Origin of the sequence: Paenibacillus sp. AR247, from assembly GCF_002968895.1 — a bacterium.
Lineage (GTDB): Bacteria > Bacillota > Bacilli > Paenibacillales > Paenibacillaceae > Paenibacillus_AQ > Paenibacillus_AQ favisporus.
This window is the reverse complement of the sequence record NZ_PCZT01000009.1, coordinates 32,397-52,303: the sequence shown is the minus strand read 5'-3', so window position 1 is coordinate 52,303 and position 19,907 is coordinate 32,397. Positions and strand designations below refer to the sequence as shown.

Sequence of the window (19,907 nt, the reverse complement as noted above, 5' to 3'; positions counted from 1 at the left end):
ATGTGTATTCTGATAACTCATTTGACCCTTTGAAATTCATTAAGTTATCATGAGGAAAGCATAAACTATGAACTATAGTTCATAGCAAGAAAGGATTTGGCGTGATTTCGATGAAGATTAGCGACGTTTCCAAAATGGTGGATTTGCCGATTTCAACCCTTCGATACTATGAAAAAAAGGGGATTATCCCGGAGACCTACATGGTAAGAGATGAAAATAATTACCGAACCTATGACGAAAAAATAATCCCATTCATAATGAGTCTTAAATCACTACTCTCAGCCGGCTTTTCGATTCATGAGATTAAGGATATCCTTTCCCGAAAAGAACTTGCGCGAGAACAACAGTTGAAAATCATCGAAGAGAAAATGAATGAAATAGAAGAATTACAGAAAAAATTAGACGACGCAAAACACTTTCTTCAAGACTCCTTACAGTCGGCTGAGGACTGCACCTGGTAACAAACCATCAAGTCGCCTCCTACCACAATGAGATCCGATAGATTTATATGCCTCCCCTCTCTCTTTTCGCAGCATTATACAACCCGTCTTCATCTCCCCTTCCCCTGCTATTGTTCCTTCATTCTCCCTCTTACCCGGGCATGCTTATTTTCAAAGTAGACTCCCCTTCATATCACCTTCATTTCACCATCTCAAATGCGAACTTGGTCTAAAAATTCATAGAAGGGAAGCCCTTGGCTTCTCTTTGAATGGTCCGATTTCGACGTTTTGGTTCGATCGAATGGGTTCCACGACAGCAGAAATCCATTTTACGAATGTTTTACAATCCGACACTTTACAAAATCCACGTTTAGCCAACTCCTCTCGTTCGGGATCGAACCGAAATGAGCTTAAGCATTCATGTATTGGGCCTTGAAGCGTTCCGGGCACGATGCTGCTCCTTCCGGATGTAAAGCTTAACGAAGCGGTTCTAATGTCATTTTCCCTAAATATGGATTATTAAAAGGCTTTCATCGAGATTGGCTTTTATAATGATCGCCAATTCATTTCATACGCGGCTTACATTCACGAGTTAATCTTGGGATGTGGGAACGGTCTCACATTCAGAAAGCGGGGTTAGACATGAGTCATACGATCCGGGAAATTGCCCAGTTAGCCGGGGTGTCCAAGTCAACCGTATCCAGAGTCATTTCGGGAAAAGGGTATATCCACCCGGAAACAAGGGACGCGGTGCTTAAAGTCATTGAAGAACTGCAATATAAGCCGAACGCTGTAGCCAGGGCCATGGTATCACAGCGGACGCACAACATCGGAGTCCTGATTTACCGCAGGGAATACCCGATTGCCTCCCACCCGTTTTACGGCAAAATTGTGGATGCCATTCTGGCGACCGCAGCCAGCATGAACTATTCCGTCTTTGTGACGACGGATCATGAGATGTCGCTTCGATCCGCCGATTTTATGCTGGAGAAACGCGTGGACGGACTCATTCTGATCAGCCGGCTGCAGCAAAATGTGATCGATTATATTCACAACTTCGGCATTCCTTACGTCATGGTGAACGGATCTACCGATGTCGACAATGTGGTACATGTCGTTAACCGGGATCAGGACGGAGGCATGATGGCAGCCGAATATTTGACCGGTCTAGGGCACAGGCGAATCTTCGTGTTGGCCGGACCGCAGACCCACCGGAGCCATTATTTAAGGCTGCACGGCTTTCGCGATTATTTGAATGGTATTGGATCTCCTCTCGATCCAACATCGCTTGCCTACCCGCAGGCCTCTACCTTTGAGCAAGGATACGAAATGATGCAGCAGCATTGGCCTGATTTCAAGTCAGGAGGCTATACGGCCCTCTTTGCGACGAATGACATGATTGCGCTCGGTGCGATGAAATTTTTGATTGAGCAATCGGTCCGCATTCCGGACCAAGTGGCTGTTATCGGTTTTGATGGCATCGACGTCGCCTCCATTTATACACCTTCCCTAACGACCATCAAGGTGGACACGGAAGCGATGGGCAGAACCGCCTGCACCCTCCTGGACAAGCTGATTGACCAGCAGCCGGTTAACGAGCTGGATATTGAGCTGGTGCCCGAACTGATTATTCGTCAATCTACTTAAATCCATATTAGTAAAAACGAAAGGAGATTGATCCATGCGCTGGTATTTCAAAGCCATCGGACCAAAAAAAATCTTTGAATTTGTTGCCCTTGTCGTGTTTGTCATCTTTTTTATGGGGCCGCTGCTCAATTTGGCGATCCTGGCCTTCACAGGCAAATGGAATTATCCCGATCTGCTTCCCTCCGTTTGGTCGCTCAAATGGTGGATCTTCGTCTTTCAGCAGCAGGACATCGCCAAATCCATCGGGCTTTCCTTTGTGATCGCAGCGCTGGTGACGGGCATATCGATCGTGCTCTGCATCCCGGCGGCGTACGCATTTGCCCGGATCCGTTTTCCGTTAAGCCGATTTTTCCTGTTCTCCTTCCTCCTCACCCATGCTTTCCCCAAAATGGGCCTGTACGTGTCGATCGCCGTGCTGTTCTATAAGTTTGGTCTGATGAACACGCTGGCGGGGGTCATCCTGATCCACATTATTAATGTGCTGATGTTCATGACGTGGATCCCGACTTCCGCGTTCCGGAACGTTCATACGGCGCAGGAAGAATCTGCGAGAGACGTCGGCGCCAGCCCTTTCCGCGTGTTCCGCAGCATTACGCTGCCGATGGCCCTGCCCGGGATTCTGGTGGCTTCGATCTTCACCTTTTTGAATTCCCTCGATGAAGCACAGGGCACCTTCCTGGTCGGTATTCCCGATTTCAAAACGATGCCGATCGTCATGTATTCGATTATCAGCGATTATCCGGCGTATGCCGGCGCGGTGTTCTCTATCATTTTAACGGCGCCTTCCATAATCCTGCTGGTGGCTGCCCAGCGTTTCGTCAGCGCGGACGTGCTGGCGAGCGGTTTCCAGATCAAATAAATAGATCGCGATAGATGTATTAAGGAGGTCCCTATGAACATTCAGTTATCGATTCAAAACCTGTCCAAACGCTATAAAACCGGCGACGGAGTATCGGATATCTCGCTGGACGTGCAGAAAGGAGAATTGATCACACTGCTCGGGCCTTCCGGATGCGGAAAAACACCGTGCTTCGCAGCATCGGTCGGTTTTCTGGAGCCGGACTCGGGAGACATCTTGATCGAAGGAAAAAGCGTGGTCAAGGTTCCGCCGGAGAAACGGCCTACTTCCATGGTATTTCAAGGCTACAATTTGTGGCCGCATATGTCGGTCCATGATAACCTCGCGTTTGGCTTGAAAATCCGCAAAATCAAAAAGAAGGACAGGGAAAAAGCGATTCAGGACGTGCTGGAACTGGTTCGTCTTCCGGGAGCCGGCAGTAAATTCCCTGCTCAATTGTCCGGAGGCCAGCAGCAGCGGATTGCCGTTGCCAGGTCGCTCCTGCTGAATCCCGCCGTCCTGCTGCTCGATGAGCCTTTCTCGGCACTGGATGCGAAGCTCCGGCACGAGATGCGCGAGGAACTGCGGGAAATCCAGGCCAATACCGGCCTGACCATGGTTTTTGTCACCCACGATCAGGAAGAAGCATTATCGATTTCGGACCGGATTGTCGTTATGAATCACGGCAACATTGAACAAATCGCCTCCCCTCAGGAGATCTACGATGCGCCGAAGTCGCTCTATGTGGCCCAGTTCATCGGGAAAATGAACTTCGTAAAGGGGGTGATTGACGCAGATCAAATTACGGTTGGTTCTATCCGCTTCCCGAACCCCTCCCGTCTCACGGGCAATGTCACGGTTGCCGTACGGCCGGAAGATATTATTCTGGATCTGGCCGGCGGCAGCGGTCTGCCGGGCACAGTCAAGCAAATCATGATCCTCGGGCATTATGCCGAAGTTTCCGTCGATGTACAAGGTTATGGCACCATCCGCGCCTTCCAGGCGCGCGATCAAATCAATGAACTGTCTAACGGGCAGTCCGTATCCGTTCAGTTTGCGAAGGTTATCGCGTATCCGTAAGGCGTAATCGGAATCAACCAACTTTACAAACCTATAGGAGGGTTTACTTCCATGTTGAATAAGAAATCGGCATTTGCATTTGTTACTTCTTTTGTCCTCGCGGCTTCTCTGCTGTCCGGCTGCGGCAGCAGCAAGGACAGCGGCGCGAGTTCGACTGCTGAAGGTACGGGTACGTCAAGCAAACAGGTCGAATTTTCGTTTTATTATTCGGGATCACAGAACGTGGACGATTTGTGGAAAAATTTGATTCCGATGTTCGAAGAAAAGAATCCCGACATCAAGGTTAAAGCCGTCTACGTGCCATCGGGTACCGGAGCGCAGCCGACCTATGACCGCATTCTTGCCGCGAAGCAATCCGGCAAAGGCTCGGGTGATATTGACCTCTTTGAAGATGGCCTCGGGGTAGTGACCAAAGGGCAAAAGGACGATTTATGGGACAATTTAAGCACGGACCATATTCCGAATTTGAACAACGTGGACCAAAACACGCTGAACGATGTGTCTAACCTCGCGATCCCTTATCGCTCCTCGGCGGTTGTCCTTGCCTATAACAGCGAAACCGTCAAGGATGTGCCGAAAACGCTGGACGACGTATATGAGTGGATCCGCAGCCATCCGGAGCGGTTTGCCTACAACGATCCGTCGACCGGTGGTGCAGGAAGTTCCTTCGTCACGACCAGCATCTACAAATTTTTGCCCGAAGACGCGATTCACAACACGGATCCCAGCATCGAAAGCCAATGGGATCAAGGGTTCTCCCTCTTGAAGGATCTGGGCAAATACATGTACGGTAAGGGCATCTATCCGAAGAAAAACCAAGGTACGCTTGATCTGCTGACGAGCGGCGAAGTCGACATGATTCCGGCCTGGTCCGACATGGTGCTGGATCAGCTGGACAAAGGACAGCTCCCGGAAACGACAAAAATCACACAAATCACGCCTGGATTTAACGGCGGACCGACTTACTTGATGGTACCGAAATTATCCGAGAAGAAAGACGCTGTGTACAAATTCCTTGATTTTGTGCTGTCGCCTGAAGCCCAGAATGTCGTCGTCGATAAAATGCACGGCTTCCCGGGCATCAAGCTGACGAACATGTCGCAGGAAGTTCAGGATTCCTTTAAAGGCGCTTCCGAAGGATTCCGTTCGTTCAACATCGGCGATCTGGACAAAGATATTAACAAACGCTGGCAAAGTGAAGTGGCTGCACAATGAGTAAATCATTCAAAAGAGGGATCCTGGGCATTTCCATGGTCCTTCCTTCCTTTCTCGTGCTGGTGCTGATTGTCGTCATCCCGATTATTAGTTCGCTCCGCGAAAGCTTGAAGAATGAGAACGGCGGGTATGATTTATCCAATTACGCCTATTTGTTCACGGACAAATTGATGCGCTCCAACATTATTTTCACCTTGGAAATTACCATTGTTTCCTCCATCCTGGTTTTGCTTATCAGCTATTCGCTGGCTGTGTATATGCGGTTCAATAACGGCTTTGCGGTACGGTGGATCCGGCGCACCTACATGATCCCGATCTTTATCCCATCGGTCATTGCGACGTACGGCCTGATTCAGCTTCTCGGCAACCATGGCTGGATGGCAAGGATCCTGTACCATCTGGGCACGGACAGCTTTCCAAGGATTATATTTGACATGAAGGGCATCATTCTCGCGAATCTTTGGTTTAATATTCCGTTTACGACGATGCTGCTGGGCTCAGCCTTGTCGGGCGTACCCGATGCAGTCATTGAAAGCGCAAAGGATGTGGGGGCCGGACGGATGAGAATCTTTTTCCGGCTCATTCTGCCGCTGACGTTCAAGACGCTGCTCGTCGCCCTTACCTTTGTATTTATGGGCGTGATCGGTTCTTTCACCGCTCCCTTTCTGATTGGACCCAATGCGCCGCAAATGCTGGGCGTGTCTATGGAGCAAATTTTCAGTGTGTTTCAGGACCGCCAGCTGGCGGCGGCCACGGCTTTCTTTACCTTCCTGCTTTGCTCTTTTGTCGGATATTTCTATATCCGCTCCATGATCAAAGAAGAAAGCGTGCGTTCATCATGAATACTTTACTCGTGAACGTACAGGGAGCTGTAACGCTGGAGTGCTCCAAGACGCATATCGCTTTACCGTTTTTTTCTGGGAGCCTGCATGCCATCGTGACGGACGACTGCCGCTACTCGCTGCAAATCTGGCATGAGGAGGACCGTGGATGAACTGGATGGCTTGTGAGCTTCATACTCATACCTTTCACAGTGATGGAAGTCAGAGCCTGGAAGAATTGGCTGCCGGCGCAAAAGCGCTTGGTTTTGACTGCATCGCCCTGACGGACCACAACACGATGTCCGGCTTATGGAATAAAGAGACGGTTGAGCAGCAGACGGGCATGAACATCATTCAAGGCATGGAATGGACCACCTTTTTCGGACATATGGTGACGCTAGGCGTGAAGGACTATATCGATTGGCGTCCGGTAGGTCCTGGTGACATTCACGCTGGACTCGCCCGGGTGCACGAGCAAGGCGGTATCGCCGGCATGGCCCACCCTTTTCGCCCCGGCAGTCCCATGTGCACTGGCTGCTATTGGGAATTCGAGCTCCGTGACTGGAATGACCTTGATTATATCGAAGTGTGGTCCACGACCTTTGCCCCGCTGAAAAATACAACGCCCGCGCATTTCGCCTCTGGACCGACAAGCTGAACGAAGGCTTCCGGATCGCGGCGACTTCCGGCCGGGATTGGCACCGCCAGGAACAGACGGATGAACCGCTGTCCGTCACGTACCTGCTTATGGAAGAGCATGAAGGCTCGATCACCGACAAGGCGGTCGCCGCCCTTTCCGCTGGAAGAGCCTCCGTCACCCTTGGTCCGCGGCTCGATCTTGGCGTCCATTTCGGCGGCCAACTTTACGGCATAGGGGATGCCGTCCCAGAGGGAGCTTCGCCGGATCACATGATCGAACTGAAGGCAGCTGCCGATTTCGAGGCACGGAAAGAGCATTGGGAGCTCCCGGAACAAATCTATACCTTGCGCTTTCACAGCAATCTTGGTATGGTATCGGAACTCCCCTATGCTGCAGATAGCAAGGGCTGCAATGTGACGCTTTCACGCGAAGGATTGCGGTGGGTACGAGCGGAGCTGTGGGGAACAATCCGCGGGATCCGCACGATGATTGCCTTTACCAACCCCATTTATTTTGATGAAACCGGGAGGTGCGGTAACGCCAAATGACAGCGCAATTTCCACTGATCACGGCACACAGCGGCTGTATGGATACGCTCGATAATACGCTATCCTCGATCGAGACCGGCATCCGGCTTGGTGCCGACATTATTGAAGAAGACGTCCGGGTCACCAGAGACGGGATCGCCGTGCTTGCCCATGATGATGAATGGCGGACGGAGGACGGCAGGCTCATTCATATTTCGAAAATGAATATGGCGGAACTGAAGGAGCTGGTTCTCAGCGTAGACTACGCCGGCAAATCCGGGACGATGACGATCGCAAGGCTGGATGAGATGCTGGCCAGGGTCCAGGCTGCCGGTATCACCGCGAATCTGGATCTCAAAACCGATGACAGCATCGAAGCGGCTGCGGCGCTCATTCATCACTACAAGATGGTGGACCAAGTCTTGCTGACAGGCTGCGGACCCGCCCGGGCCATGCTTGTGCAGCAAACGCATCTGGAGCTTAGGAAGCTGCTCAATGTCGACACGGAGCTTTTTCTAACCCAAGAGTATACGGATGCGGTCCGTCGTACCTGTGAGGATGCAGCTGCCGCAGCTTGCATCGGCCTCAATGTTCCGTACCAGCTGGTCAGGGAGGAACTGTTGGAACAGGCTGCAGCCCGCTCGCTTCCGGTTTTCGTGTGGACCGTCAATGAGGAGACATGGATGGAACGGTTCGCAAGTATGGGGGTCGCCTCCATAACGACGCGGAACGTTGATGCTTTGGTCCGGCTCAAGAGAAGTTTGACTACGGAAACAACAAAGGTCCCGGAATAATTCCGGGACCTTTTGCTGTACGATCTCATTTTGCCACTCTTCATCAGCAGCGGATAAACGGAGATCTTCCGCCTTAGTTCGAATGCCGATCTCTAAATTCGAAAATATCATCGACCGCTTGCCGGTAACCACCTGATTTGCGAAAGGATTCGCCCATCCTTGCGGCGGCTTCCTTGAATGTAGCGCGGCTTAATACCAGGTCTGCCGCTTCCCGCAGCTGATGGGCCGTCAAGCTCTGCATGTCTAAGGTCATGCCCGCACCGGTCCGGGCGACTTGCCCCGCGATGACCGGCTGATCCGCGCTGAGCGGGAGGACAATGAGCGGTACCCCGAAGTAAAGGCCTTCATGGGCACTGTTCATCCCGCCGTGAGTAATGAATAGTTGGGCGTACTGCAGCACTTCCGTTTGCGGAACATAACTTTTGACGATGAAATGATCCGGGATGTCTCCTAAATCGGATATCGGGGTTTTACTCCCGATCGACATAACAACCGTATGATCGGAACTTCCAAATGCCTCAAAACAAAGCTTATAGAAATCCAGCGCCTGATTCATGACGGTGCCCAGTGAAATGTAGATCGGGCTTTTCCCCTGGATTTCGGAAAGGTCAAAGTCATCTTCCATGGACCGCGAAGTGATGGATGGACCCACAAATTTATACGACGGATCGAATGTATCCCCTCCCGGTTGGAACTCCCTTGCTGTATAGACAATCGTAAGTGATGCAGGGTTACAAAACGCCTCGTAAGGAGAATGGATCTCGACGCCATATTTTTGCTGGATCATGGCCGTCAGGCTTTGATACTTATCGTTGATCGGTTTAGTGATCTCTTCAGGGACATCGTTAAAAAATTGTTCCATCATATGGTCGAAAGATGGTTTGGACTCTGCAAAAGAGACCGTTGACCCTTTCCAGCAAATAGTTTCTTCCGCCGGAGATAAAGGCTTTGATAAATTTCTGGTCGTCAAATGTTCTAACGACCGCTCCCGCTTTCTCTAACCTCTCCCGAAAAGCTTCGATGCAAAAGTACACAACCTCTTCCCCGCGCGAGGTCAGCTCCTGAACAACGCCAATCGTCGGATTGATATGCCCTTCGGATCCGGCATTAATAAATAGTACGCGTGCCATATTCAATGCTCCTTTCCGGATTTACAATGGTAAACCCTATGTCAGTAAGCTGGTCTGTTTCAACAAGCCTCGTCTTCTTGGGCATGGTCTGCAGGTCAACCAGATGCCCCTATTCGCGTCATTAATGTATCCATCATGCGACATCGTCATGCTGAAGCGATCATCCGCAGCTTCTCCACAAACAGCAGCAGAACGAGCCCCTGGCCGTAAAGCGTTGGAAAAGTCGGGACATGATCGTATGCCTCGACGCTACCCAGCACTGGCGTACCTCCCGAGACGCCAAGGACAGCGCCATCCTCACGAACTTGCGTGAGAACGGCGGCGACTGCGCGATCAGCGCTGGTAAGTGCCAATTCCGCAGGAATCCATCCGGCGCGTGCCGCTTTGTACAATCCGCAGGCGATGCCGGCGGAACCCGACGTCTCCTCATAAAAGTGGGGGCGGTCCAAGACCGTCGGCCACAAGCCGCTCTCATTTTGACAGCGGACGAGCGCCTCGGCTAATCGCGAATAGCGTTCGCGGAGCTCGCTGATCAGCTTCATGTCGCCGCACAGTTCGCCCGCCTCTTCTGCAATCATGGGCACGCCAACGGCAATCCAGGCGTTAGCCCGATTCCACCGTGCGGCGGACATCCAATCCCCCGTCTCGCCGTTCCAACCGTGGAATAGCATCCCCGTCTCCTCGTCCTGCAGCGTCTGAAGGTGCAGCAGCGTCTGACTCATCGCTTCTTCCGCAAGCACTTTACTCCCTGTTAACCGGGCCGTCCGGGCCAAGAAGAGGATTGCCATGAAGACGGTGTCAGCCCATACCTGCTCGCTAAACGAGGCACTCTCAGTGACGGTATGCTCAAATGCACCATTTCTTGTTCGCGGTGCCTCCTTGATTAACCAAAGCGCCACCTCCTCTGCCTTGTCCTTGTAGAAGCGGTTACCGGTCTGTCGGAAGAGTAAAGGGAATATCGCGTAGGGTGCGAGGGAGTTAATGACCTTTATGTTCTCGGACCCGCCAAGATTGTGCTCCGTCCAGACTTCCACTGCCTCTAACATCCCTTTCGCTCCGCAGAAGGCTCCATAATCGGCTGCCGCGATTAAACCGACCCCCGGATTCCAATCCCAGCGGTTCCGTTCCATCGCCCATTCAGCCCATTCGTGTCCGCCCCAGCTCTCCGGACTGCTGAACATCAGATAGCGGTAGACGCGGTCCGCCGCAGCCTTCAGGTCCGTTTGATCCATTTGCATTCCCTGATCGCTCCTTTATATGTAGTTGTTTCGATAGTCTGTAGGCGTAAGTCCAAACTGCTTCTTAAACGTTTCGCGAAAATGGTCCTGGTCAACATAACCGATCCGGTCGCATATCTCGTAAATCCGATTCGCGGGGTCCTTCAGCAGCCGGGCCGCCTCTTCCATACGCAGTTTGACGATCCAATGGTTGATCGTCATGCCGGTCACTTCCTTGACCAGCGCGTTTACATACTTCTCACTAAGGCCAACCCCACTTGCAACGTCCCAAAGCGACAGATCCTTCCGCGAATAATTTTCACGAATGGCCTGGATCGCTTGTTCGACGAGCTTCTTCTTCTTGAGGCTGCCGGACCACTCAGCCATTGGCAGCGTCTGGGCCAAATTGGGCAGGCGATCCTTAAGCCTTTGTTCCATAAGCTCGACACCGCGCTGTTCCTCCCGCTCCTTGTGCAGCTCCGCAACGATTCTGGCGAATACTTGCTCGATCTCCTCCGGATCGATCGGCTTCATAATGTATTCCTGCACCTGCAGCTTGATCGCCTGCCGCGCGTACTCGAATTCGTTCAGCCCCGACAGGATGATGCACCTCATGTCCGGCTTGCTGGCCCGGAACGCCTCAATCAGCTCCAGGCCATTCCCCTTCGGCATGCCGATATCGGTAAGCAGCAGATCCGGAGGATCGCGCTTCAGCCATTCGAGCGCTTCCTCTCCGTTCTTGGCGGCTCCGACGAGTTCAATGCCGAGCCGCTCCCAGTCGATGGAGCGTGACAGCGTCTCCCGGACGAGTTTGACGTCCTCGGCGATCAGCAGTTTATACATCAGGCGATTCCTCCTCAGGGTCGATTTGAACATGGGAACGCAACGGGAGTACAACTTCAACGCATGTTCCTTCGTCCACGGGCACGTAGCGTAACCCAAAGCCTGGCCCGCATTGCAGTTGTATCCGCCGATGCACGTTCAGCGTTCCATAACCGTTCTCGGCAGATGAGTTTGACGTTAATCCGTGTTCCCCCGAGTCCTGCTCCCACAGCACACGATTGCGCTCCTCTATGCTGCAGCCCTTTCCGTTGTCTTCGACGCGCAGAATAAGCGTAGTCCCTTCCGCCTGTGCGGAAATCGCGATCCGGCAATCGTCCGTTCGCCCGGCAAAGCCGTGAACGATGGCATTCTCCGCAAGCGGCTGTAGAATAAAGTGAGGAATGACGATGTCCTGCAGATCGGAAGCGATATGAAACTCGGCGAGCAGATCGTCGTATTGGCCAGCGAACGCACGATCGCGCTCGTCTCCCGGTCTCCAGCCAAAATGGCACGGCAATTGATCAGATCGAGGGTATTGTATAGAAAATGAGGGTTGATCTGGGCATTCAGCAGTTCCAACTGTAGCTGGCGGCGCTCAATCTCCTCCTCAAAGCTCTTCTCAATCAGGCCGTGTAGCGTAACCAGCATGGACGCGAATTTCTCGTTCAGCGTCTCGACCTCGTGAATGCCTGACTTCAATTTGGGCAGCGGCTCACGGAATGCAAGCACTTCGGGACGCTGAACAGCGTTAACGAGCCGGGTAATCGGAACGGTTACCCGTATGACGATACGCCGCAGCCACAGTCCTGCGATCAGTACGGCTGCGATCGCAGCCAAAGCGCCGATCGCCGAGATGGCAAACGTGTATCTGCCGAAGTGGCTCTTTGGAACAGCGGTCAAAAGCTTCCAGCCATTGTCCATTTTTACGCACGTGACACGGTGCACCGTCCCTTCGACTTTCGCGTCGGCCGAGCTTCCATCGCAGTTGGCCGATCGAACGAACGGAAGCCCGCCGGCCGGTTCGAGAAATGCATACCGTTCGCTGTAAATGACGCGTCCTTCTTCATCCACCAAAAGGTGAAAGCCTGATGTCAACGCAGCGTTCTCGAACAGGCTCCGGATGCTTCCGGTATCCGCCCCGATCATGACGGTGCCGATCACGCGGCCGTCCTTGGTGCTAATTTTCTTGGTCGCCGAATAGATCATCGCTGTCCCCGAGCGTCCGGCCTTCTGTCCCCACCAGACGTTGCGACGCCCTCCGGAGATCAGATCACGATACCAGCTCTCGTTCTGCAGGTCCGTCGATTTGTAAATGCCGGTCACCGGGTCGAAATGGTCGGTCGCGAGGGTGTACAGGCCGCTCTCCGGCTCCAACGCGACGGCGACGACATATGTCTGTTGAACGATACTGCCGGAATTGGCATCATTCAACAGTGACAAGAGAGACAGATTCTGCAAATTCGTCTGCAGGGTGAAGAAGTCGTTGACCGCTTCGTAGGGCGCTGAATGCTCCGTCTCGAGCAAATTTTCGATCGATTGGTTGGACAGCAGAAAGGCGGCCATATTGTTCATTGTGTCCAGCTGATATTCTAGATTGCGGTGTACGAACTTCATTGATTGTTCCGCCATCTGACGCGTGTGTTCATTTTGCACCCGGATGAGAATGTAGCTTGCCGAAGCGGCGAACAGGGCGATGACCGTCACGACCAGCGCAAAGACCGGCAGACTGATTCGGGCCAGCAAGCTGGTGTGGCGCTTTTTCGTGACCATCACCAAACCCTCCCTTGCCAAATTGTTTTCCTTAAACCTCCAAGTAAATCACAATCTATAATCATCGTGGAGGCGAACGCTTTATTTAGCTTCTTCCCTCTCTCCGCCTAAATCTCCTGCAATATCGTGAGATGCTGGCGACTTTCGACCGCTGCGTTCCTCTGAAACCGAGACGTTCTCTATTCAAACGGCAAAGCACCTCCCCAATGCTTCCGGCATGGCCGGATTACACCAGGAAGGCTGCTGACGTTCACGTTTTTACTTGCCTGCTTTTTTCTGATAGGAAGCTTCTAGTTCGCTCAGAATTTGATCGCCCCCTTGCGACTTCCACTTCTCTACGAATTCGTCGAACTTCTTGATGTCGGCACCCATAATGATTTGAGTGAATACCGAGTCACGCATCGTATCCAGCTCTGTCAGCTTGGCGATTTTCGTCGGCGATTCAAGGTAATTGGAAGCGTCGGTGATTTGATGCTCATTGTTGATCGCGACGCCGAGTGCTTCGGAGAACCGCAGTGGCAGCGACTCAAGGTAATGCGGCCAGCCCTTCAGTCCTGGAGCGAATAGATAGCTCTGCGTGCCTCTGAAGTTGCCTTTCGGATCCTGCTGTGTCTTCGGATCGACGAGGGTCGTGTTCGTCTTAAGCTTCCCGTCTACGAGGGAATAGTCCTCGCCTTCAATGCCCCAGACGGTCAACATCTGGTTCTCCTCGGATAGCGAATCCTCGATGATCGACAGTACGCGCTTCGGGTCTTTTGTTTTTGCGCTAATGGCATTCATCTGCGAGAATGGTGCCCCCATTGGCGCAACGGCCGTACCGTCCGTCCCCAGCAGTGACCCGGTCAAAGTCAAGTATTTGAAGGGCTGATCAGCCTGATTCGGGAGTGAACCGTCCTTGGCCAGTTTGCCGCTCTTGATCAGCTCATTGGTCTCGATCTGCGTGTCGTAATCGCTGGCCGTCGACCACCAGCCCATCCAGGAGAACACCTTGCCGCTGAAAATTTTTGCCCGCAGCTGCTCTTCCTTAATCGTCGAAAACTCCTTGTCGATGAGCCCTTCCTTGTACATCTTCTGGAGAAACAGCAGCGCGTCCCGCATCCGGGGATCGATGTCATAGTTGCTGAATTTCCCATCCTTCTCTGTGAAAAAACCGGGTGTGACACCGAACGCGCCGAACACGTTGTCGAAGGAATTGTTTGCGAATTTTACCTGTCCGATCTGGGACGTATAACCCCCGAGCGGAATGACATCCGGATGCTGCTCCTTGACCTTTTTCAGCAGGTTATAATATTCGTCAAGCGTCTTTGGTACGGAAACGCCTGCCTGCTCCATGTAGTCCTTACGCATGACCAAGTCCCAGCGATACCCCGCCCCCGGCCCGCCCTGATACGGAATCCCGTAGATGCGGCCGTTCACCTTCGCCTGCTCGAACACATCCGGCGGTACTTCCTTCATAATATTCGGCGTGTCCTTTTCGTTAATGAGGTCGGTCAGATCAACGAAAGCGCCTTGCTGCGCGTATTTCTGAAAGTCATCGGCAAAATCGATCTTCGTCACGTCCGGAATGTCGCTGCTTGCCATCTTGAGATTCAGCTTCGTTTTGTATTGCTGGACATCGACCATCTCCGGGATGATCTTAATATTCAGCTTGGCCTCGATTGCTTGTTTTACCGCGTCCTTCGAAGGGTCATATGGCAGTGAAATATCCTGTGCCTTCAGCCACTTCAGTTCGTAAGGCGAATGTTCCGCAGTCGCTTCAGACGTACCTGACGGATTTCCCGGCTCGGGGCTTGCGCTCCCGCCTCCATCGTTGTTGCTGCCGCATCCCGACAGCGTAAGCGTTCCCAAAAGTAAGGCGGCGAGTACGCCGTAACCCCAATGTTTAACTGTCTTTGACATATACAGACATCCCCCTGTAATTTCACTTAAATGGTTGATTACCCTTTAACTGAACCGATCAGCATGCCCTGTTCAAAATACTTCTGAATGAACGGATACAGAACCATCATCGGCAGCGCTACGATGACAATGGCCGCCATCTGGATTCCGATCGTGGGCGGCGGCGTTCTCCCTGCCGCTTCGAGCAATTCAGGCGGCAGGCTGGAACTCGCGATGATGGTGCGCAATACGAGCTGCACCGGCGCTTTGTGCCAGTCCGTGACATACAGAAGCGCATTGAAGAAATCGTTCCAGTACGTAACCATGTAGAGCAAGCCAATCGAGGCAATGACCGGCATCGACATCGGGAGGACGATCGAACGCAGCGTCCTGATCTCGGATGCCCCGTCAATTGCAGCAGATTCCTTAAGACTGTCTGGAATACCTTCGAAGAAGGATTTCATAATGATCATATTAAAGGCACTAAAGGCCATGACCAAGATCAGTACGTAGTCCGTGTTCAGCAGACCTAAATTTTTGATCGTGATATATGTCGGAATTAAACCGCCCTTGAACAACATCGTGAACACGAAGATCAGCATGATGATCCGCCGCCCGGGCAGCTTCTTCTCCGCCAGGGAGTAAGCAGCCGCAGCTGTGAGCAGAAGCGCAAGCAGGACACCGGCGGCTGTATTACGGATCGTCACCCCATAAGCGTTATAGATGAGAGATCCCTTCTTGAGCAAGTAAGCGAAATAATCGAAGCTGAGCGATGTCGGAAACAGCACCAGCCCGTTCTTTTCGCTGAAGATCGAGTATGGCGTTACGGACACGCATAGAACATACCAGAACGGAATCATGATAATAAGCGTAATGAGCGACAGTACGAAATAGTTGGTAGCGATAAAAATGGATTCGCCTCGAGTGAGCTTCACGATTCGGATTCTCCTTTGTCAGAAAATGCCGGAATCATTGATTCGCTTTGCGATCTGATTGGCGATCAGCACCATGGCGAAGCCGATGATTCCCTTGATGACGTCTGCCGCCGCCGCGAGACTGAGGCTGAACTGCTCGATGCCTACCCGATAGATGTAGGTGTCGAGAATGTCGCCAACTTCGAACACCATCGGGTTGTACAGGTTGAGCACCTGGTCCAAGCCGGCACTCATCAGATAGCCGACCCTTAGGATGAAAATAACGATAATCGTGCTCGATATGCCCGGGAGCGTGATGTGGATGATGCGTTGAAACCTCGTCGCTCCGTCCATCACCGCGGCTTCGTACACTTCGGGATTCAGCCCGGCGATGGCGGCCAAATAAATGATCGCTGCCCAGCCCATTTCTTTCATGGCATCGGTGACGACGAGAATGATTCGGAAATACGCAGGTTCGACGAGCAGATATACGGGTTTGCCGCCAAACCATTCGACGATTTTGTTAATCACGCCGGTCTCCGGCGAAAGCAGCAGCGTAATGATGCCGCCGTAGACAACCCAGGACACGAAACGCGGCAGATAGACGGCCGTCTGCAGCGTCTTCTTGAACCACTTGGTCCGAATTTCATTTAGCGACAGCGCTAACAAAATGGGACAGATAAATCCGCTGATCATCTTGTACAGGCTGATGAGCAGTGTGTTGCGAAAAGCGTTCAGGAACATCTCAGACGCAAACAGCTCCCTGAAATGTGCGAAACCCACCCACTTACTGGCCCCGAATCCTTGGATGACGTTGTAGTCCATAAACGCGATGCTGATGCCGTACAAAGGCAAGTAATCGAACACAATGACCCAGGCCAGTGCCGGCAACAGCAAGGCGTACAGCCATTTGTATTTCCATATCTTCATTAGCAGCCGCCTTCGCGGCTTCTCCGTTCTAGCGGGAATTCCCGCAGTAACGATTTCCATCGTCCCTCCTCCATCCTACTTCCTATCCCGGACAATCCGCATTTACCTCTGCGGCACTACACCTGCCACTTACGGGATAACCGGTTGCACCTATCCATTCGTAGTAGGAACGTTGGTCTACAGGATGAACACCGATTCCTGTTCCGCCGCTGCCTTCCAGAATGGAAGTGCTTACATGTTTAAGAATACCGGCTTCCTTGAACGTGGAAAACCGGAGCGAAGGATGATAATACCGGGGAAAAGTCGGAAATCTGACAATGATGTTCTAAGATTATAGTAATAGTAGCCTGACTGAACGGCCAGCACGATATGAATAAGATATGGCCAGCAGCCTCAACTTTATCAAATAAGCCATTGTCTGCAAGTTATCCTGATTCCAACCGCAACGATCCCCGCTCAACAAGCGGGGATCGTTTTTTTGACCAATTTAAAGCCTTATCAAGTTCTTTAGGGGACCTCCAAAGTTATCTTCCATCTGCTGCAGGTTCCAATTACGCGTTCTCCCTTGACGCTTGGTTTCCACTCTTTTTTCCGCCCGAAAATAACGTCTTCAACAGCGGCGGCGTGACAAGCGTCGTCAATATCACGACAATAACAACGGAGGTGAAGTATTTCTGCTGCAGCAGTCCGGACTCCAGACCCGTTGCCGCTATAATGAGAGCTACCTCTCCGCGAGAAATCATTCCCGACCCGATCACGAGCGATGAGCGGCCGTTAAACCCGGTAAGCTTGGCGCCCAGCCCGCCTCCAAGCAGTTTGGTCAGAATCGCAACAATCGTAATGACGCTCATGAACAGCAGCTGGTTAGCAGCACCTTCAAACGTAATGTTGAGACCGATGCTGACAAAAAATACGGGAACGAAGATGGAATAGGCCACCGGCTCTAAGCGGTCCTCGACGTCATGTTTGAACGGGTCCGGAAACGGAAATGCCGCGCAAAAGCGCCAATAATGGCGGCTACCCCCATGAGATCGGCAAAATACGATAAGGCAAAGCACACGATAAGCGCTCCGCTGATGACGGCTTCTGTTACGCGCAGAGGTGCAAAAAACTTCAAGAACCAAGGCACCGCCAGCCAGCCGACAACGATAGCAACGACAAAAAACAGCAGCTTTTTGCCGATGAGCAGGCCAAGGGAGATGTCGTGACCGGTGCCAAGCAAGCTCATCATCACAGCCAACAGGACGACGACGATGACATCATCCACAACCGCTGCACCCAGGATCGTTGTGCCTTCCTTTGTGTTCAGCCGGCCCATTTCTTTCAGAGTCTGAACGGAAATGCTAACTGAAGTGGCACACAGCAGCAAGCCCAGGAAAAGTCCCTGGTTATTGCTCAGGCCAAAAACAGATGCGGCCCCATAGCCGCCGATAAACGGCAGTATAATGCCTCCAACCGCTACGGCGAACGCCGACTTCCAATTTTTTCGCAGCTGATCCACATCCGTTTCCAGACCCGCCATAAACATCAGCAGCAGGACGCCGATTTCAGAGAAAATGGATAACAATTCATTCGGATGAATCCAGCCAAGCACAGCGGGACCGACAAGAATGCCAGCAAGCAGCTTTCCCAGAACAGCAGGCTGACCTAGCCTGACGAACAAGTCCCCAAGCAGTTTGGTAGCGAGCAAAATAATAGCCAAGTATAGCATCATTTCCAACATTTAAGCGCCTCCTTCGGGTTTGAACTCCACCATCATATCCGGAAAAAAGCACAAAAAGAGCCCGTCAACGACAGGGCTCTCCTACAAGAACGCAGAAAGAGCCTGTCGTGACAGGCTCCTCCGGTGTTCCGATGTATGAATTTCTTATATTATACATGATTAAATACTTTTATGCAAATTGCCTGTAATCAATAAAGCGCAGTCGTATTTGAAAAATGAATGATGACAAATTGGAAAGGTCTGATCTTAAATTGAGCTTACATGGAGTAAAATTCTGCCGCGTCCATGTCTGGTTTCGCTTTTCTCCAGAGCGCTCTTAGCTTGACTCAGCGGAAAAATGGCATCGATCGAGGGCTTTAAATGTCCCGTTAGCAATCAGTCCTGCGATCGTTGCCGCATCTTCAAAAATCCAGGATCAGTGGTTTACAGGCATTGAGGTAACATGATTACCATTTACGAATAGCAATCATAAAGGAAATCAGGGCTGCGATGGAGGAAATCGTTCTTACATGATTCCAGGGTACCCAGCCGGCAATATACTCGCTCCATACTTGCGCTCCCTCGGCAGCCCCCGGACTTACAGCTGCTAGGGAATTATTAAGCGGAACATTGAAGATGGCCGTAACCAGAAACACTCCGACAAAAATAAACAAGCTGCCAATGATTACATAGACCGCGCTATGGGTGCCCGATTTGAAGAACGAAGCAACGCCCAAAACGACGCTTAGGATGGTGGTCCCCATAAAGACGAGCATAAATAACGATTGCAGTATCGTCGAATTGATCGACTGCATGGCAGAAATGCTCTGCTCTGCAGGAAGCCGGGAAAGCGACGTCATCACGAATGCCGAAAAGGTGAAAAATACGCCGGCCAGCAATCCGGATCCTAACGAAGACGCGAAGGTCAGATAATATAAAAAATTCACCACGGATATGTCCTCCTACGATTTGATGGACCGCTTTGCTAAATTATTGTTTTAACCCCAAGCTCCGTCTGTAGCCGCCTCCCGTGCAAAGTCGAAGAAATCCCTTGGCTTTCTTCCTAGTATTCGCTCCACGCCATCCGCCGGAATCTCGTTTCGGCCATCCATCACGGTGGAGAACAAATAAGACAGCAGTGTTATATACTCATCAGGTACTTGTTGTTGTGTAAGCATGGATAGGAATTGTTCGGAAGTAAGCTCGACATACCGAATATTCCGCTGACAGGCTTGAGCGATCAAGGACGTAGCTTCCGCAAAAGTAATTGCCTGCGGACCCGTCAATTCATACCGCTGCCCGATATGCCGGTCATCTGTCAAAGCCGAGACGACTGCATCTGCAATATCGTCTGCATCAATGAACGGTTCTCTCACGCTTCCTGCCGGCAGTGCTACCACTCCCGCTTGTACCATGTCATACAGGAAGCTCTCGCTGAAATTCTGGCAAAACCAGCTGCAGCGGAGGATCGTCCAGTCGGCGCCGGAATTCTGCAGCGCAAGTTCGCTCCGCTGAGCTTCCTCCTCACCTCGGCCAGACAAA

The 19,907-nt window shown here is 51.9% G+C and carries 20 protein-coding genes and 2 pseudogenes; 10 read left to right on the top strand and 12 right to left on the bottom strand.

Annotation, left to right across the window (positions count from 1 at the left end; genetic code table 11):
• Window positions 1–110: 110 nt before the first annotated feature.
• From CPT76_RS08005 to CPT76_RS07970, 10 genes are all read left to right on the top strand, one after another.
• The gene (locus CPT76_RS08005) at window positions 111–461 is read left to right on the top strand and encodes a helix-turn-helix domain-containing protein (protein ID WP_105442537.1); all 351 of its coding nucleotides are present in this window, start codon (window positions 111–113) and stop codon (window positions 459–461) included.
• 621 nt (window positions 462–1,082) lie between these two features.
• Window positions 1,083–2,087, top strand: a complete 1,005-nt coding sequence (locus tag CPT76_RS08000) for a LacI family DNA-binding transcriptional regulator (protein ID WP_105442536.1) — start codon at window positions 1,083–1,085, stop codon at window positions 2,085–2,087.
• A gap of 34 nt (window positions 2,088–2,121) precedes the next feature.
• Window positions 2,122–2,946, top strand: coding sequence for an ABC transporter permease (locus CPT76_RS07995; RefSeq protein ID WP_105442535.1), 825 nt, complete (start codon window positions 2,122–2,124; stop codon window positions 2,944–2,946).
• 33 nt (window positions 2,947–2,979) lie between these two features.
• Window positions 2,980–4,005: an ABC transporter ATP-binding protein gene (locus tag CPT76_RS07990; RefSeq protein WP_105442534.1), complete on the top strand. Its 1,026-nt coding sequence runs from the start codon at window positions 2,980–2,982 to the stop codon at window positions 4,003–4,005.
• Window positions 4,006–4,056: 51 nt separating this feature from the next.
• Window positions 4,057–5,220: an extracellular solute-binding protein gene (locus CPT76_RS07985; RefSeq protein WP_105442533.1), complete on the top strand. Its 1,164-nt coding sequence runs from the start codon at window positions 4,057–4,059 to the stop codon at window positions 5,218–5,220.
• Window positions 5,217–6,062, top strand: coding sequence for an ABC transporter permease (locus CPT76_RS07980; RefSeq protein ID WP_105442532.1), 846 nt, complete (start codon window positions 5,217–5,219; stop codon window positions 6,060–6,062). Before CPT76_RS07985 ends, CPT76_RS07980 begins: the two co-directional genes overlap by 4 nt.
• Window positions 6,059–6,214: a hypothetical protein gene (locus CPT76_RS37140; protein WP_181152737.1), complete on the top strand. Its 156-nt coding sequence runs from the start codon at window positions 6,059–6,061 to the stop codon at window positions 6,212–6,214. Before CPT76_RS07980 ends, CPT76_RS37140 begins: the two co-directional genes overlap by 4 nt.
• Complete coding sequence (locus CPT76_RS41290) at window positions 6,211–6,699, top strand: CehA/McbA family metallohydrolase (RefSeq protein ID WP_308737543.1); 489 nt, start codon at window positions 6,211–6,213, stop codon at window positions 6,697–6,699. The genes CPT76_RS37140 and CPT76_RS41290 overlap by 4 nt, the downstream gene beginning before the upstream one ends.
• On the top strand, window positions 6,630–7,229 hold the full coding sequence (locus tag CPT76_RS41285) for a CehA/McbA family metallohydrolase (protein WP_308737542.1): 600 nt from the start codon (window positions 6,630–6,632) through the stop codon (window positions 7,227–7,229). The genes CPT76_RS41290 and CPT76_RS41285 overlap by 70 nt, the downstream gene beginning before the upstream one ends.
• Window positions 7,226–8,002: a glycerophosphodiester phosphodiesterase gene (locus tag CPT76_RS07970; RefSeq protein WP_105442531.1), complete on the top strand. Its 777-nt coding sequence runs from the start codon at window positions 7,226–7,228 to the stop codon at window positions 8,000–8,002. The genes CPT76_RS41285 and CPT76_RS07970 overlap by 4 nt, the downstream gene beginning before the upstream one ends.
• A gap of 73 nt (window positions 8,003–8,075) precedes the next feature.
• Here CPT76_RS07970 and CPT76_RS07965 read toward each other — a convergent pair.
• The 12 genes and pseudogenes from CPT76_RS07965 to CPT76_RS39150 form a co-directional block, all read right to left on the bottom strand.
• A pseudogene (locus tag CPT76_RS07965) lies at window positions 8,076–9,132 on the bottom strand (nucleotide disphospho-sugar-binding domain-containing protein).
• Between the two features lie 146 nt (window positions 9,133–9,278).
• On the bottom strand, window positions 9,279–10,370 hold the full coding sequence (locus tag CPT76_RS07960) for a glycoside hydrolase family 88/105 protein (protein ID WP_105442530.1): 1,092 nt from the start codon (window positions 10,368–10,370) through the stop codon (window positions 9,279–9,281).
• A 15-nt stretch (window positions 10,371–10,385) separates the two neighbouring features.
• Window positions 10,386–11,192, bottom strand: a complete 807-nt coding sequence (locus CPT76_RS07955) for a response regulator transcription factor (RefSeq protein ID WP_181152736.1) — start codon at window positions 11,190–11,192, stop codon at window positions 10,386–10,388.
• A complete protein-coding gene (locus tag CPT76_RS41930; protein ID WP_374954664.1) occupies window positions 11,185–11,535 on the bottom strand; it encodes a sensor histidine kinase in 351 nt (116 codons plus the stop codon). The genes CPT76_RS07955 and CPT76_RS41930 overlap by 8 nt, the downstream gene beginning before the upstream one ends.
• Window positions 11,421–12,941, bottom strand: a complete 1,521-nt coding sequence (locus tag CPT76_RS07945; protein ID WP_105442527.1) for a cache domain-containing sensor histidine kinase — start codon at window positions 12,939–12,941, stop codon at window positions 11,421–11,423. The genes CPT76_RS41930 and CPT76_RS07945 overlap by 115 nt, the downstream gene beginning before the upstream one ends.
• Window positions 12,942–13,199: 258 nt before the next feature.
• Entirely contained in the window at window positions 13,200–14,840 is a 1,641-nt protein-coding gene (locus CPT76_RS07940; RefSeq protein ID WP_105442526.1) for an extracellular solute-binding protein, read from the bottom strand.
• Between the two features lie 38 nt (window positions 14,841–14,878).
• Window positions 14,879–15,754 carry a carbohydrate ABC transporter permease gene (locus CPT76_RS07935; protein ID WP_105442525.1) on the bottom strand — a complete coding sequence of 292 codons (876 nt, stop codon included), beginning with the start codon at window positions 15,752–15,754 and terminating at the stop codon, window positions 14,879–14,881.
• An 18-nt stretch (window positions 15,755–15,772) separates the two neighbouring features.
• A complete protein-coding gene (locus CPT76_RS07930; protein ID WP_105442524.1) occupies window positions 15,773–16,723 on the bottom strand; it encodes an ABC transporter permease in 951 nt (316 codons plus the stop codon).
• Between the two features lie 491 nt (window positions 16,724–17,214).
• Window positions 17,215–18,383: pseudogene (locus tag CPT76_RS07925) on the bottom strand (cation:proton antiporter).
• Between the two features lie 249 nt (window positions 18,384–18,632).
• Window positions 18,633–18,761 carry a zinc-binding dehydrogenase gene (locus CPT76_RS41925; protein WP_146116185.1) on the bottom strand — a complete coding sequence of 43 codons (129 nt, stop codon included), beginning with the start codon at window positions 18,759–18,761 and terminating at the stop codon, window positions 18,633–18,635.
• Between the two features lie 71 nt (window positions 18,762–18,832).
• Complete coding sequence (locus CPT76_RS07920; RefSeq protein WP_105442523.1) at window positions 18,833–19,315, bottom strand: anthrone oxygenase family protein; 483 nt, start codon at window positions 19,313–19,315, stop codon at window positions 18,833–18,835.
• A gap of 48 nt (window positions 19,316–19,363) precedes the next feature.
• Window positions 19,364–19,907, bottom strand: a 544-nt coding sequence (locus tag CPT76_RS39150; RefSeq protein ID WP_258168190.1) for an NmrA family NAD(P)-binding protein, incomplete at its 5' end; no start/stop codon positions are given.